At 57.0% G+C, this 15,131-nt stretch carries 10 protein-coding genes; all 10 read left to right on the top strand.

Annotation, left to right across the window (positions count from 1 at the left end; genetic code table 11):
* The first annotated feature begins 242 nt into the window (after positions 1 to 242).
* The 10 genes from ACQ4N8_RS18025 (at position 243) to ACQ4N8_RS17980 (ending at position 15,007) form a co-directional block, all read left to right on the top strand.
* A complete protein-coding gene (locus ACQ4N8_RS18025) occupies positions 243 to 1,262 on the top strand; it encodes a glycosidase (RefSeq protein WP_430705737.1) in 1,020 nt (339 codons plus the stop codon).
* A 292-nt stretch (positions 1,263 to 1,554) separates the two neighbouring features.
* A complete protein-coding gene (locus ACQ4N8_RS18020; protein ID WP_430705736.1) occupies positions 1,555 to 2,877 on the top strand; it encodes an extracellular solute-binding protein in 1,323 nt (440 codons plus the stop codon).
* A gap of 108 nt (positions 2,878 to 2,985) precedes the next feature.
* Positions 2,986 to 3,861: a carbohydrate ABC transporter permease gene (locus ACQ4N8_RS18015; RefSeq protein WP_430705735.1), complete on the top strand. Its 876-nt coding sequence runs from the start codon at positions 2,986 to 2,988 to the stop codon at positions 3,859 to 3,861.
* 11 nt (positions 3,862 to 3,872) lie between these two features.
* Complete coding sequence (locus tag ACQ4N8_RS18010) at positions 3,873 to 4,709, top strand: carbohydrate ABC transporter permease (protein WP_430705734.1); 837 nt, start codon at positions 3,873 to 3,875, stop codon at positions 4,707 to 4,709.
* Between the two features lie 55 nt (positions 4,710 to 4,764).
* Positions 4,765 to 6,663 (top strand): cache domain-containing sensor histidine kinase, encoded by a 1,899-nt coding sequence (locus ACQ4N8_RS18005; RefSeq protein ID WP_430705733.1) that lies wholly within the window; start codon positions 4,765 to 4,767, stop codon positions 6,661 to 6,663.
* Positions 6,653 to 8,308: a response regulator transcription factor gene (locus ACQ4N8_RS18000; protein ID WP_430705732.1), complete on the top strand. Its 1,656-nt coding sequence runs from the start codon at positions 6,653 to 6,655 to the stop codon at positions 8,306 to 8,308. The genes ACQ4N8_RS18005 and ACQ4N8_RS18000 overlap by 11 nt, the downstream gene beginning before the upstream one ends.
* Positions 8,309 to 8,333: 25 nt before the next feature.
* Positions 8,334 to 10,643: a glycoside hydrolase family 3 C-terminal domain-containing protein gene (locus ACQ4N8_RS17995; protein ID WP_430705731.1), complete on the top strand. Its 2,310-nt coding sequence runs from the start codon at positions 8,334 to 8,336 to the stop codon at positions 10,641 to 10,643.
* 644 nt (positions 10,644 to 11,287) lie between these two features.
* Positions 11,288 to 12,787, top strand: a complete 1,500-nt coding sequence (locus tag ACQ4N8_RS17990) for a sugar ABC transporter ATP-binding protein (RefSeq protein WP_430705730.1) — start codon at positions 11,288 to 11,290, stop codon at positions 12,785 to 12,787.
* A 106-nt stretch (positions 12,788 to 12,893) separates the two neighbouring features.
* Positions 12,894 to 13,874: an ABC transporter permease gene (locus tag ACQ4N8_RS17985; RefSeq protein WP_430705729.1), complete on the top strand. Its 981-nt coding sequence runs from the start codon at positions 12,894 to 12,896 to the stop codon at positions 13,872 to 13,874.
* A 38-nt stretch (positions 13,875 to 13,912) separates the two neighbouring features.
* Positions 13,913 to 15,007 carry an ABC transporter substrate-binding protein gene (locus tag ACQ4N8_RS17980; RefSeq protein ID WP_430705728.1) on the top strand — a complete coding sequence of 365 codons (1,095 nt, stop codon included), beginning with the start codon at positions 13,913 to 13,915 and terminating at the stop codon, positions 15,005 to 15,007.
* Positions 15,008 to 15,131 lie beyond the last annotated feature (124 nt).

The raw sequence follows: 15,131 nt of genomic DNA, 5'->3' as shown, positions 1-15,131 counted from the left end.
TTTCTCCTAGCCCCCGACCTTTACTCCCTTAACGAAAGGGATAATCGTGCAAAGCAGCATGCAGAGACAACAAGACTCGAACCCTGTAGACCGCCACGCCTTGGCCTTGGGCCTTGGGATGCGCCAAACCATCGGAATTATTCAGATGTTTTCGAAACTTTATGGGATATTTCCGTGCGGGGGCCAAGGCTATAATAACAGTAAAGATCAATATCTATGGGGTTTCATGAGGAGGAGCACAGATGAAGATAACGAGGCATCCGGAAAATCCGATCGTGGTACCGGGAGGTTTCGAATGGAGAAAAGTAACCGTATTCAATCCGGCGGTGATCATCGATAACGGCAAGTTTTACATGATCGAGCGGACGGCGGGCTCGCTGACGCCGTGCAAAAACTTCCTGGGGCTGCTGGAAAGCGAAGACGGGGTGCATTTTACCCACGTGAAGGACGAGCCGATCGTCACGCCGGACATGCTCGGTTTCCCTTACGGCAGCGTTCAGGACCCGCGCATCGTAAAAATCGACGATACGTTCTACTTGAACTATGCGCTGCGGCCTTGCGCGATGAGCTATTACCCGACGGGCCGGGGCGTGCCGGAACGCTCGATCCCGCAGTATCCGGACGGATGGGGCGAACAGGAAGGGCACTGGCTGACGCGTTCGTCGATCCTCGCCTCCAAGAACCTGATCGACTGGGAGTTCGTGGCCGACACGACGCCGCTTGAAATCAACGACCGCGACAATATCCTGTTCCCGGAGAAAATAAACGGCAAATTCGTGCTGCTGCGCCGGCCGGAAGAGTACGTAGGCGAAGCTTACGGCACGGAAAAATCGGCGATGTGGATAACTTATTCGGACGATTTAGTCCACTGGGAAGAGCCGAAGCTGCTGGCGAAAGCGGAAAACATGACGTGGGAATCGCGCAAAATCGGCGGGTCGACGCCGCCGGTACGGACGGATCGCGGCTGGCTCGTGTTGTATCACGGGGTAGATGATGAGGTGGTATACCGGGTCGGCGCCATGCTGCTGGATCTGGAGAACCCGGAGAAAGTCATCGCCCGCACGAAAAATTTCATCATGGAGCCGGAAACGTATTACGAGAAATTCGGCTACCAGATTCCGAACGTGGTTTTCCCGACGGGGAACGTCGTGAAGGACGGATTGCTTTATATCTACTACGGGGTAACCGACACGGCGATCGCGCTGGCGACGGTGCCGGTAGAAGAGCTTGTCGACTACATCCTGAACGAACCGCAAGCTTGACGCTTGCCCTTGAATGACCGCACTTGGCGGTTATTCAAAGAACTAATTTTGCAAGCGCTTACTGAAAGAGGTTGAAAAGGAAATGTCACCTTATATGACATTGTTTCTGGAAATTTCACACAGATCGCCAAAGTCATCTAAAGATTTCGGATATAATCGTAGATTTATGGGATATAGTCGAACGATCATGACTTTTATAATAAGTAATATAACAGGTTGAGAAATAAAAACGATCATCACCTGTTATGTTCATGGATGGACCTATCCAAATAACATGAGAAGAGGGTTGATTATGAGCAAAACACACAGAGGCAAAAAAGCGGTACTGCTCGGTTTGGTTGCGGTACTGACCTTGTTCGCGGCAGCCTGCGGCAAGGAAAATGCGGCAGGCGGCAATAACGCCTCGGGCAACGCGGGCGAAGCGGAAACGATTACCTTGAACATGATGCATCCTTGGACTTCGCCCAACGTGGATAACGAAGTCTACAAAGCGCGGATTGCCGAATTCGAAAAGCAGCACCCGAACATCGTGATCAAGCAGGACGGCGTACCATCCGCCCAGTATAAGACCAAGCTGCGCACGCTAGCGGCCGCTAACAACCTGTCCGATATCAACGTCGTTTGGCCGGGAGCGGATTTGTCTCCGCTTGTTGCGGGTAATCTGCTTCAGCCGATCAACGATCTGATGGACAACTGGGGTTCGATTTTACCGGAAGCCGCGCTTTCCGGATTTAACGTGGACGGTCAGCAATACGCGGTCCCGACCAAACAAAATTTCGTGGACATTATTTATTACAACAAAGAGATGTTCGCGCAAGTGGGTTACGATCAATTCCCCGATACCTACGATAAATTCATCGATGCGGTGAAAAAACTGAAAGCGGCGGGAATTACCCCGATTTCGCTCGGCAACAAGGAACAATGGCCGCTGCAATCGTCTTACATTTCCATCATCGGCGACCGGTTCACCGGAAGCGATTTCCTTCCGGCCGTACTCGAAGGCAAAGCGAAGTTTACCGATCCCGAGTTCGTCAAGGCCCTTTCGGTCATCGATGAGCTGACGAAGCTGAGTGCTTTTAATACGGACGCCAACAACATGGACTCCGTTCAAGGCCAGGACTACTTTATCCAAGGCAAAGCGGCCATGCATATTTCCTCCGCGACCGTTGACGGCAGAGTGCGGATTAATAACGAAGAGGGCGACAAATTCGGCATTGCCCTGTTCCCAAGCGTAGAAGGCGGCAAAGGCGATCCGAAGAAGAGTGCCGGGATCGTGCAATACGGCATCGCCATCAAGAACGGGCTCGATGAGAAGAAAAAAGCGGCTGCCGAGGAGTTCTTGAAGTTTTTCGTGAACGAAGATCTGTACAAAGAATTGATCCGTAACGGCGTGGTCGTACCGGCTAAGGTGGAAATTCCTGAAGACGCCAGCCCTTATCTGAAAGAAATGCTGTCGCTAACCGGTGGCGGCACTGCCCCGGTATTCGATAGCGTTATTCCTACACAAGTGGTGGACGTCCTGCAAAACGGATTGCAAGCCCTGACCGTGGGTCGAGGCACACCGGAAGAGCTGGCTAAGGAAGTTCAGGAAGCCATGGAGAACTTTAGTAATTAACGAAAGTCTTTCAAAATCGATGCGTGAAAGAAAACCCGACTCCCGGGTTTTCTTCATTCATCGGCCTTGAACCTAGATTCGACATAAAGGAAGAGGAGGGGATCTCTGGTGCAAACGTTACGAGGCACGAAACTGGCGATTTTTCTCGGGTTGTTTCCGGCGCTTGTCATCTATTTAGGCATTGCTATCGTTCCGATCGGAATGTCTCTGTACTATTCGGTGATGGATTGGAACGGCATCGGTTCGATGAAGTTCGTCGGCCTTGATAATTTCGTGAAGATCCTGGGCGACGACACCTTCTGGTTATCCGTCAAAAATAACGTCATCATCATGGTGACTGGCCTGATCGGCCAAATTCCGCTTGGTTTATTGCTTGCGCTTCTATTGAACCGCGGGCTCAAAGGCTCCGGATTTTTCCGGACGGTTGGCTTCATGCCGGTCGTGATTTCATCTGTTATGGTGTCCCTGATCTGGGGCATGGTTTACAACACGGAGTACGGGATGCTGAACAATTTGCTGGGCATCATCGGCCTCGACGGCTGGAAGCAAAATTGGCTCGGCGATGACCGGTGGTCGATGCTGTCGATCAGCATTGCGTATATTTGGCAGAACTGCGGGCTGTACATGGTCATTTTCCTGGCCGCATTGCAAAATATCCCCGATGAGGTCAATGAAGCAGCCGAGCTGGATGGGGCAACCGGGCTCAAACGGACCTTTCGTATTACGATACCGATGATTCGCAGCACGCTTATGGTTGGGGTCGTCTACAGCATCAGCAACTCCTTCCGCGTATTCGATCTGATTCAGATCCTGACGGGCGGCGGTCCGGCGCACCAAACCGAGGTCATGACGATCCACATGTACAACAGCGCCTTCATCAACATGCGTTACGGATACGGCAGCGCAGTTTCGATCCTGATTCTGCTGTTCAGCTTGATCGTTATTTCGTTGATTAACCGTTTGGGCCGGGAAAAAGATGCTTGAGGAAGGGGGAAATGGCCATGAATAAGAAGTCTGCAGGCTTCCGAATATTTGCGTACACTTTTCTAAGTCTATTCGCTATTATGAATATAGTCCCGCTGTTTTGGATGGTCGTAAACTCTTTCAAAAATGAACAGGAATATGCGGCCAGTCCGTTTTCGTTCCCGGAAGCCTTGCATTTCTCCAACTACGCGGAGGCGTGGAAGGTCGCGAATATGAATGTGTACTTTCTGAACAGCCTTTTTGTTACGTTTGCTTCGCTGATCGTAACCGTATTTTTCGGGGCCTTGGCGTCCTATTTTCTATCGCGTTTTCAATTTAAGCTTCGCGGAATAACCTACGGCGTATTTCTGCTCGGCATGCTTGTGCCGATTCACGCGACGCTGATTCCGATTTTTCTGATCATGCAAAAACTGCATTTGCTTGATACGCATTTATCGTTGATCTTGCCGTATACGGCGTTCCACCTGTCTCTGACGATTATTATTCTGGAGGGCTTCATGCGCGGGTTCCCCAAAGACTTGGAGGAATCGGGCGTGATGGACGGCGCGGGCATTTTCCGGATCTTCTGGTCGATCATTCTCCCGATCACAAGACCCGCAATGGCGACCGTCGTCATCCTCAACTTTATATACAATTGGAATGAATATTTGTTCGCCTTGGTATTGATCAGTTCGTCCGCTCTCAAGACGCTGCCGCTTGGTTTGGCCAACTTCGTCGGCATCGAAACGGCGAGCCTCACCTTGCAGATGGCCGCTTTGACAATGGCGTTGATTCCGATCATCATTTTTTACTTGCTTCTGCAAAAACAACTGGTTACCGGCATGACGGCAGGAGCGGTCAAAGGCTAATCCGGCGTGAGAGTTTGCCGCACAGTGCGGAGAAGGTGAACGAGGTGCCCGGGAAATGAACGATAAACGTCATTACGGTCCGTTACGGATCGGCAGAAGATGGCGACGGTACGAAACCCTACATCACGACCGGACGGAGGAGCGCGCGATGACGAGCTACAGAAGGATTCTCGGCAACTTTGGCTTAAAACGAAAAGCGCTTGTCATTTTCCTGCTCTTTGTCATCCTGCCAACGTTTGGCGTCGGCGTGGTCGTGCAATATAAGTTCAACCAGGTGCTGCGCGACCAGTTCATTAATTCGACCAAGCGCAATCTCGACAATGTCGTGGGCCAACTCGGCGAGCAGACCAAAATGGTCGAGGATATCGCCAACTATTTGATATTAAGTCCGGACATGAGGAGTTTCTTAAGGTCGTCTCCGCCGCTAGGCAGCGAGCAGCAGGCGAACCTGAAACGTAATATCGAGGATTTCCTCACATTCCAATTGATGTCGAAAGGCTATATCCGATCGATCGAAATATTGGGCTTCAACGGAAGCTTCATCGAGATGGGCGAACCGTTCAGCGGCGACGAACGAAAGTGGGAGCAGGCCGCGAAAGCGCGCAAGGGCGGGATTTCCTGGACCGAAGGCTATGCGCTTCACAGCGACTGGAAAAATGGAGAAGTTCGGGTGCTGTCGATGTTCCGCGTCCTCAATTCCTACAGCCAGATCACCAAACCGCTCGGCAGGCTGATCATCCGTTTGGATGAAACCAGCATCGTCAGCCTCCTGGAGAAAGGAATTTACAAGGACGGGGCGGGAACCGTGTTTATCGTAGGCGCCGAGGGACAGGTCATTCTGGGCTCGCGCAACCCGTTGCCGGACGATTTCAAGCCGGACTTGCCTCTTTTGGACAAGCTGTCCTCAAGCAAAGGCGACCTGACCTACGAGGTGGAAGGCAAACGGTATTTGATCCTGTATAACCGGATGGAGAACACGGACTGGAAAGTCATTGCGATGATCCCGGAGGCGAAGGTGTCCGAGGAGTTCCGCGGGATCAAAATGATCATGCTGGTGATCTTGACGGCAATCCTGCTGCTCGGTTTAACCGCGTTGATCGGCTTCCATTATACGATCATCCGTCCGATTTTGCGCCTCAAAAAGGAAACCAGCAAGGTCACGTACGGCGATTTCAACGCCCGGGTACCGGTCAATTCCAACGACGAAATATCCGAGTTGAACCGGAAGTTCAATGAAATGGTATCGACGATCCAGCAGTTGATCGAGCACAAATACAAGCTGGAGCTGAGGGAGCGGGAAGCCGAGCTCAAGCTGATGCAAAACCAGATGGATCCGCATTTTCTGTACAACACGCTCGACATGATCCGCTGGACGGCGCGTTTGGAAAAGGCGGCGAAGTCGAGCCAGCTGATCGAAATGCTGTCGAAATTTTTCCGCTCCAGCGTGGGAGGCGGCAGTTACCAAACCACGCTGCGCAAGGAGCTGGATTTTGCCCAGTCCTATTTGTACTTGCAGCAGCGGCGGCTTGGGGAGAAGAAGCTGAAGTATGCCCTTTATGCCGAAGCGGGCATTGAGGAAGCCGTTACGCTGAAGGCGACGATCCAGCCGTTGGTGGAAAACTTCATTAAACATGGATTGGACCGCAGCAAACCGGTCTTCGAAGTCAACGTTCGTTGCTATGCCTGCGGAGATGAGATCTGGGTCGACGTCATCGACAACGGCAAAGGGATGAATCCCGGCAAGGCGGAAGAAATCCGGAGCGCCCTGGAGCAAGCACCGGCGGGCGGAAGCAGGGAGGGAGCCATGAACAACATTCACGAAAGACTATCGATCTTTTTCGGGCAAGATTACGGTTTGCAGATCGTCGATACTTCGGCCGAAGGAACTTGGGTACGGCTTCGTTTTCCTTATGCCGAGGCAAGCCTAACGGGAGGTGATCGCGGTGAAGCTTGATGTTCGGGCAAGCTCCGAGTCTGCCGGCGAAGAGAATCGCATCAAAATGCTGATCGTGGATGACGAATCGGTCATCTGCGAGGGGCTGCGTTATACGATCGATTGGGCCGAGCTCGGCGTAGATGTCGTTGGGGAAGCTTATGACGGGAAGGAAGCGTTGCGGCTCATCGAGGAACGCGGAGTCGAACTCGTGCTCTCCGATATCCGCATGGACGGCATGGACGGGCTGGAACTGGCCCAACAATTGCGGCTTCGTCATCCCGGGGTACAGGTAGTCATGATCAGCGGTTACGAGGATTTCGGATATGCGCGCCAGGCAATCCGGCTTGGCGTTAATGATTATTTGCTCAAGCCGGTCGACATTGAGGAATTGACCGCCGTCGTGAAAAAAATCGTTCTTGGCATCCGCACCAGCGATAGGGAGGGGGCGGTTCGGGAGATCCAACTGTGGCTTTCGGGCATGGCGCGCCACGGGTCGGCGTACGGCAAAGAGGCTCCCGCCTCGCTGCATGGCGTTCAGTACCGCATTTTGGCGACGCAGCTGGCCGATTTCCAAGACAAGTTTGGCGATATGGAGGGCGAATGGTACGAAGCGGTCCGGGAGGCCTGGCAACTTGGGCTGCACCGCAATCTGGAGCGCTTCCCGTTCAGCGCGGTGTCCGTATTCGAACATGAGAACCTGCTGATTACCTTGCTGGCAGCGGAGCAATGGGCCGAGCCGAGCCTTTGGGATGAATGGGTGTCATCGGCGATTTTGCCGCTCGCTCCTGCGGCGGAAGGGCGAATTTATTGCGGCGCTTCCTCCGTATTCGAAGACCTGGGGGCAACCGCCGAACGCTGCGCCGAGGCGGTGCGTCTACTGGCGCTCCAGGTGCTGGACGACCGCCAGGTCCTGACGGCCGACTATGCCGAAACGGTTCAGTCGGGCCGGACGCTGCCGGTGTTCGATACAGCGGAAACGGTGCAGTGCCTTGTGTCCGCGCTGTTCAAGCAAGACCGGGAAGAGGTACGCCGGCTGGTGGCGGATATGTTCCGTTTTTTCGGGGCATCGCGTTATTTGCTGCCGGAAATTTGGAACAGGTACGAGGAATTGTTCGCGCTGCTGCGCCAGCGCCTGCGCAAAAGCGGAATGACCGGGCTGGATTACGGCCATCAAGGCCAGCCGGACCCGAATTTCTACAATACCTACGCGGCGCTCGAGGCGGTGGTTATGGAGGACATGGCGGAACTGCTGCAGTTGATCGATAAAAACGGGATCGACAAATCCTACTGGATCGTCGAAAAGGCGAAGAAGTTCATCCTCGAGCATTACCGCACGGATCTGAAAGCTTCGGAGGTCGCCGCCTGGCTGAAAATCACGCCAAGCTATTTTAGCTATATTTTCAAGCAGAGCACGGGAAAAGGCTTCACGGAATACATGAACGAGATGCGGATCGAATACGCGAAAAACCTGCTTGCCACGACGCACGACAAGGTGTTCGAGATCGCGGACAAGGTCGGCTACAAGGAATACAAATATTTCGTGTCCGTATTCAAGTCGTATACGGGCATGACGCCGAAGGAATACCGCGGCTTGCGCATCTGCAAGGAGGCGGGTGCAGGCGGCGGGGAAAAGCCGGCGGGCATGGAACCGGCGAAGGAATAGGATGATACGGCGGGGGGAAACACGGATGGAAACTTACAAGCAGCCGTCCGCTCCGTTGGAAGAGCGGGTGGCGGATTTACTGGCCCGGATGACGCTCCGGGAAAAGGTAGGCCAACTGAATCAGCGGATGTACGGCTGGGACGCCTACGTGCGAAAAGGCGATGCTTTCGTGCTGACCGACGATTTTATGGACGAGGTGGCCCGGGGCGGGGGGATGGGCGCATTGTACGGCTTGTTCCGCAGCGACCCGTGGTCGGGCGTGAATTACGCGAACGGAATTACCGCGGCGGATAGCGCGAAAGTGGCGAACATGGTCCAACGGTACATGCTCGAGCATACCCGGCTGGGCATTCCCGTCCTGCTGACGGAAGAATGTCCGCACGGCCACCAGGCGCTCGACGGGACGTTGCTGCCGGTTAATTTGGGTGCCGGCGCGACGTGGAATCCGGCGCTGATGGCGCGGGCGTATGCCTATGTGGCGGCGGAGATCCGCAGCCGCGGCGCGCATGTCGGTCTGGTGTCGGCGCTGGATATTTTGCAGGAACCCCGCTGGGGGCGTTCCGAGGAATGCTTCGGCGAAGACCCTTACCTGGCCGCCCGCTTCGCGGAAGCGGCGGTCCGCGGGATGCAGGGCGAGGACCCGCGGAAGCTGGATGCGCCGGACCGTGTCGCGGTCGTCCTGAAGCATTTGTGCGCGCAGGGAGCGGCGCAGGGCGGACGCAACGCCGGTCCGGCGGCCATCGGTCCGCGGGAACTGCGGGAGATCCATCTCCCGGCGGCCCGGGCGGGAGCGCTCGCCGGGGCGGCCGGCTTCATGGCGGCGTACAACGAAATCGACGGCGTGCCGTGCCACGCCAACCGTGGTTTGTTGACCGGCATCCTGCGCGAGGAGTGGGGATTCGACGGCGTGGTGATGGCGGACGGCGGCGCGGTGGACCGGCTGCTGGCGCTCGCCGGCAGCCACGAGTCCGCCGCGGCGCTCGCCTTGACGTCGGGCGTGGATCTCAGCCTGTGGGACACCGCTTTTACGACACTGGAGGAAGCCGTCCGTCAGGGGCTGGTGCAGGAGGCGGATATCGACCGGGCGGCCGCGCGCGTACTGCGCCTCAAATTCCGGCTCGGGCTGTTCGACCGGCCGTACGTGCCGGAGTTACGGACGATTTCCGTCGTCGGCAGCCCGGAATTCCGCGAGGTGAATCTGCAGGTCGCCCGCGAATCGGCCGTACTGCTCAGAAACGAGGACCGTTTGCTGCCCCTCGCCGGCCATCTGCGGCGGCTCGCGGTTATCGGCCCGAATGCAGACCGCTTGTACAACCAGCTGGGCGACTACACGAGCGTCCAGCGCGAGGGGACCGGCACGACGGTGCTGCAGGGCATCCGTGCGTGCGCCCCGGAAGGCGCCGATATCGTGTACGCCTTGGGCTGCGGCATTCGCGACCGGTCTGCGGCGGGCATCGCCGAGGCGGTTGAGGCCGCCAAGGGCGCGGACGTCGCGGTGCTTGTGCTCGGCGGGAGCAGCGCCCGGGAATTCGGGGGCGACTTCGAAGACAACGGCGCGGCGATCGTCAAGGAGGGCAGTCCGTCCGAGATGGACTGCGGCGAAGGCGTCGACCTGGCCGACCTGTCGCTCGGCGGGGTGCAGCGGGAACTGGTCGAGGCCGTCGCCGCCACCGGCAAGCCCGTCGTCGCCGTCATCGTTCAGGGCCGCCCGCATGCGATCGCCGATGTCGTCGACTTGTGCGGCGCCGTCCTCTGCGCGTGGTATCCCGGCACGGAGGGCGGCCGGGCGATCGCGGAGCTCCTGTTCGGAAAGGCGAATCCGAGCGGCAAGCTGCCGGTGTCGCTGCCGCGATCCTCGGCCCAGCTTCCCGTGTATTACAACCAAAAGGATCCCGGACGAACAAGAAATTACGTCGATATGCCCGCCGCGCCTCTGTACCCGTTCGGCTACGGACTGAGCTACACGGAGTTTGCCTATTCTCGTCTTTCTTTGTCCCGGGGTAGTATATCAGCGGCGGAGCTGGAACACGGAGAGAAGGTGACGGTCCGTGTCGAGGTGGAAAATACGGGAGCCTGCTGTGGGGCTGAAACGGTCCAGCTGTACATCCGGGCCCGGGAATCGGGCATTACCCGCCGGATTGCCGAGCTGAAAGAGTTCAGCAAAATCGAGCTGAGCCCGGGAGAACGCCGCACCGTCGAATTCGTCCTGGGGCGGGAGGAACTGGGGATCTGGAACCGGGAGCTGCGTTTTGCGGCGGTACCGTGCAAGATCGCCGTTCAGGTCGGGGGCAGCAGCCGCGACACGATTTCCGCCGAGCTGGCCGTGACGGTTTAGCGGCCGCGAGGATCGTTTATTCATCGTAGCGGCCTCCCGCCGGACGGGAGATTCGGAAACAGCGCAAGTAACCGGAGCAGTTAGTCCCGTCGCTTGCGCTGTTTTGTTTGGATTGCGGCAGGACGAATCAACCTAACTGCAAAAGCCGGAATCGCCGGTATCGAGGTAGATTCTATTCGAATTTTCATATACAATGCGCCGGAAACGCTAAAAGGGGATGATTTCTATTCGATTTTTCACATACATTCGCCGAAATCGCCCAAAGTGGACGAGTTCTATTCGATTTTTCATATACATTTGCCCAATCGCATCCACGCTTAGAAATCCACAACCGTAAACACCGCTTGCAAACGTCACCAACCAACGTCACCAACCAACGTCACCGCAACTCCTACCAACAACCCCCGCCAAACAAACCTTACCTCCCCCCTCCAACACCCCCTACGCCAAAAAACCACCAACAACCTTCGCCGCAACTCCCATCCATCCCCCAATAGCCGTCGCTCCTTTTCTCTACCGCACTCTCACGTAGGAGCACAGGGATATCATAAAATTTTAAACGTTTTCCAGTAGATTATTCCACTCTAATTCGGGGGACCGGCCTATAAACTGAACGTGAAGTCGAAAAAATCGAGGTGGGTCGGATGGACGACATTCTGGTCTCGATGGAAGGGATCGATAAGCAATTCCCCGGCGTGCGGGCATTAAGCGGCTGCCGGTTCGAGCTGAAGGCGGGCGAGGTACACGCGCTGGTCGGCGAAAACGGGGCGGGCAAATCCACGCTGATGAAAATCTTGACGGGCGTGTATCCGAAGGACGCCGGCACGATTCGCTACAAAGGACGGCAGGTTGAGATTCCCGATACGCGGACGGCCCGGGAGCTTGGCATTGGCATCATCCACCAGGAGCTGCAGTTGATGCCGGATCTGACGGTGGCGCAAAACATCTACATCGGCCGCGAGCCGAAAAAGTGGGCGGGCCTGCTGCTCGATGACGATAAGCTCAACAATCGGACGGCTGCCCTGTTTGCCGAACTGAACGTCAAGCTGGATCCGCGGGCGAGGGTGGCCGGCCTGACGGTCGCGATGCAGCAGATGGCGGAAATTTCGAAAGCGCTTTCCCATCAATCGGAGGTACTGATTATGGATGAGCCGACGGCGGCGTTGACGGATGCCGAGATCGAGGAGTTGTTCAACACGATCCGCCGTTTGCGCGACAAGGGCGTGGGCATCGTGTACATCTCGCACCGGATGGAGGAGCTGAAGCGCGTCACCGACCGGATTACCGTTATGCGGGATGGGTGTTACGTGGATACGGTGGACACGGCGGAAGCCAAGATCGACGACATCATCCAGATGATGGTCGAGCGGCAGATTTACGCGACCTCCAAACCGGATACGGCGCACGTTAGCGAGGAAAAAGTGCTGGAGGTCCGGAATCTGTGCCGGGGGACGGCGGTGAGAGACGTCAGCTTCCATCTGAAAAAAGGGGAGATCCTTGGCATCGCTGGGCTAATGGGGGCGGGACGGACCGAGGTGGCCCGGGCGGTATTCGGGGCGGATGCGCCCGATGCCGGCGAGATTTACGTATGTGGCCGGCACGTCAAGCTTCGCCGACCGGCGGACGCGGTGAAGCAGGGGATCGGCTATTTGTCCGAGGACCGCAAACGGTTCGGCCTGCTGGTGGATATGGATGTCAAAAGCAATATCGCCGTGGCCTCGCTGCACCAATACCGGAAGGCGTTCGGCTGGATGCGCGGAAAAGCGATCCGGGACAACGCCGAAGCGCAGGTTGCCGCCTTGAAAATCAAGACGCCCGGCGTGAACCAGGTCGTGAAGTTCCTGTCCGGCGGCAATCAGCAAAAGGTCGTCATCGGCAAATGGCTGACCCGGGACTGCGATATTCTGCTGATCGACGAGCCTACCCGCGGCATCGACGTCGGCGCCAAAAGCGAGATTTACAAGCTATTGGACGACCTCGCGCGCCAGGGCAAGTCGATCGTCATGATCTCCTCGGAACTGCCGGAAATTCTACGGATGAGCCATCGCGTGCTGGTCATGTGCGAGGGCCGGATCACAGGGGAACTGTCCAGGGAGGAGGCGACCCAGGAGGCGATCATGCGGCTGGCGACGATGAGGGAGTAGGAGCGGACTCCCGATTCGAAGCGCTGGACGCCGCACGCCCGAAACCAAGCGGACGCTGAGCATCGGACGGTGCTGCAAAAGTATTTCACATATAGGAGGGTTTCATATGGCTGAACTGCAACAATCGGCCGCTACAGCAAGGCCCAGATTATTCCGGGCAGGCGCCACCCAGAAAATATTGGCGTTCGCCAGCCTGATTCTGCTTGTCGTGGTCTTTTCGCTGTCGTCCGAGAACTTCTTCCGGTTCGACAACCTGATCGGCATCATGCTCTCGACGGCGGTGATCGGCGTACTGGCGCTCGGTTCCACCTTCGTCATCATTACGGGCGGGATCGACCTGTCCGTCGGCACGGTGATGACCTTCGCCGCCGTCATGGTCGGCGTGATCGTATCCTTCTGGAATCTGCCGGTCCCGCTGGGCATCCTCGGCGGCATAGCGGCCGGTGCGCTGTGCGGCTTCATCAGCGGCTGGCTGGTGGCGAGGATGGGCATTCCTCCGTTCATCGCCACGCTGGGCATGATGATGGTGACCAAAGGGCTGTCGCTTGTCGTCTCCGGGACGAAACCGATTTATTTCAACGACACGCCCGGTTTCTCCAAGATTGCCATGGCCACGCTGTTCGGCATCCCGTCGGCGGTGTTCATCTTTTTTGGCCTGGCGATCGTCGCGAGCATCATTCTGTCGAAAACGCTTATCGGCCGCTACAACTTCGCGATCGGCAGCAATGAGGAAGCCACCCGGCTGTCCGGCGTCAACGTGACCTTCTGGAAAATGATCATTTACGTCATTACCGGCGCCTTCGCCGGGATCGCCGGGATCATGATGGCTTCGCGGCTCAGCTCGGCCCAGCCGTCGCTCGGCTCGGGCTACGAGCTGGAGGCGATCGCCGCCGTCGTGATCGGTGGCACTTCGCTCAGCGGTGGCCAGGGTTCCATCCTCGGCACCGTCATCGGCGCGCTGATCATGAGCGTGTTGACCAACGGGCTGCGGATATTGTCCGTGCCGCAGGAGTGGCAGACGGTGATCGTCGGGGCCGTCGTGATTCTGGCGGTGTACGCCGATATTTTGCGGCGGCGGAAGAAGTAGGCGGAAAGTCCAAATTCAAAATTAAAGGGGAGAAAAACATGAAAAAAAACAGATGGATGCCGGCGATCATGATGCTGTTGATGGCGGTACTAGTACTGGGCGCGTGCGGCGAGGTCGGCAACAATGGCGCGGGAGGCAACGCGGGGAACGGCAGCGCGAACAGCGGTGGAGGCAGCAGCAGCAGCGGCGGCGGCGGTAACGCTGGTAATGGCGGTGCCTCCGAAGGTTCGGGCAATGCGGCTAACGGCGGGGCGGCGGACGAAAAGCCGTACATTCCGCTCATCTCCAAAGGGTTCCAGCATCAATTCTGGCAGGCGGTGAAGCAGGGTGCGGAGAAAGCGGCGGCGGAATTCGACGTCGACATTACGTTTGAGGGGCCGGAGAACGAATCCCAGGTCGACAAGCAAATCGAGATGCTGCAGGCGGCGCTGGACAAAGAGCCGGATGCGATCGGGCTTGCGGCGCTCGACAGCCAGGCGGCCGTGCAACTGCTGGAGAAGGCCAAGTCGGCCGGCATCCCGGTCATCGGTTTCGACTCCGGCGTGGACAGCGACATCCCGGCCGCGACGGCCGCAACCGACAACAAGGCCGCCGCGGCGCTCGCCGCCGATAAAATGGCCGAATTGATCGGCGGCAAAGGGGAAATCGCGCTGATCGTGCATGACCAAACGAGCCGGACCGGCGTCGACCGCCGCGACGGATTCATGGAGCAGATCAAAGCGAAATATCCCGACATCGACATCGTCGATGTCCAATACGGCGGCGGGGATCAGCTCAAATCCACCGACCTGGCGAAAGCGGTCATGCAAGCCCATCCCGATTTGAAGGGCATTTTCGGCTCGAACGAAGGCTCGGCGATCGGCGTCGTCAATGCGGTGGGCGAACTCGGCAAAAGCGGCAAAGTGACGGTCGTCGGCTTCGATTCCGGGAAGCTGCAGACGGATGCGATCCGCAACGGGACGATGGCCGGCGCGGTGACCCAGGATCCGATCGGCATCGGCTATTGGACGGTCAAGGCGGCGGTCATGGCCCTCCGTGGCGAAACGGTCGAGAATACGATCGATACCGGCTTTCACTGGTACGATAAAACGAACATGGACGCGGAAGAGATTAAACCGCTGCTCTACGAATAGGATAAAAATAAACGGTTAGCGTCGGCGGACACGAACCATGGACCCAGGCGACAGGTCCTGTTTCGTATCCGTCGGCGCGTTGTACAAGGAAGAGATGTAAGCGCTGTCGAAATTGAGGAGTGCT

Source organism: Paenibacillus macerans (assembly GCF_050565405.1).
GTDB lineage: Bacteria > Bacillota > Bacilli > Paenibacillales > Paenibacillaceae > Fontibacillus > Fontibacillus macerans_B.
The sequence above is the reverse complement of the archived record's forward strand: the minus strand, read 5'-3'. Positions and strand labels throughout refer to the sequence as shown.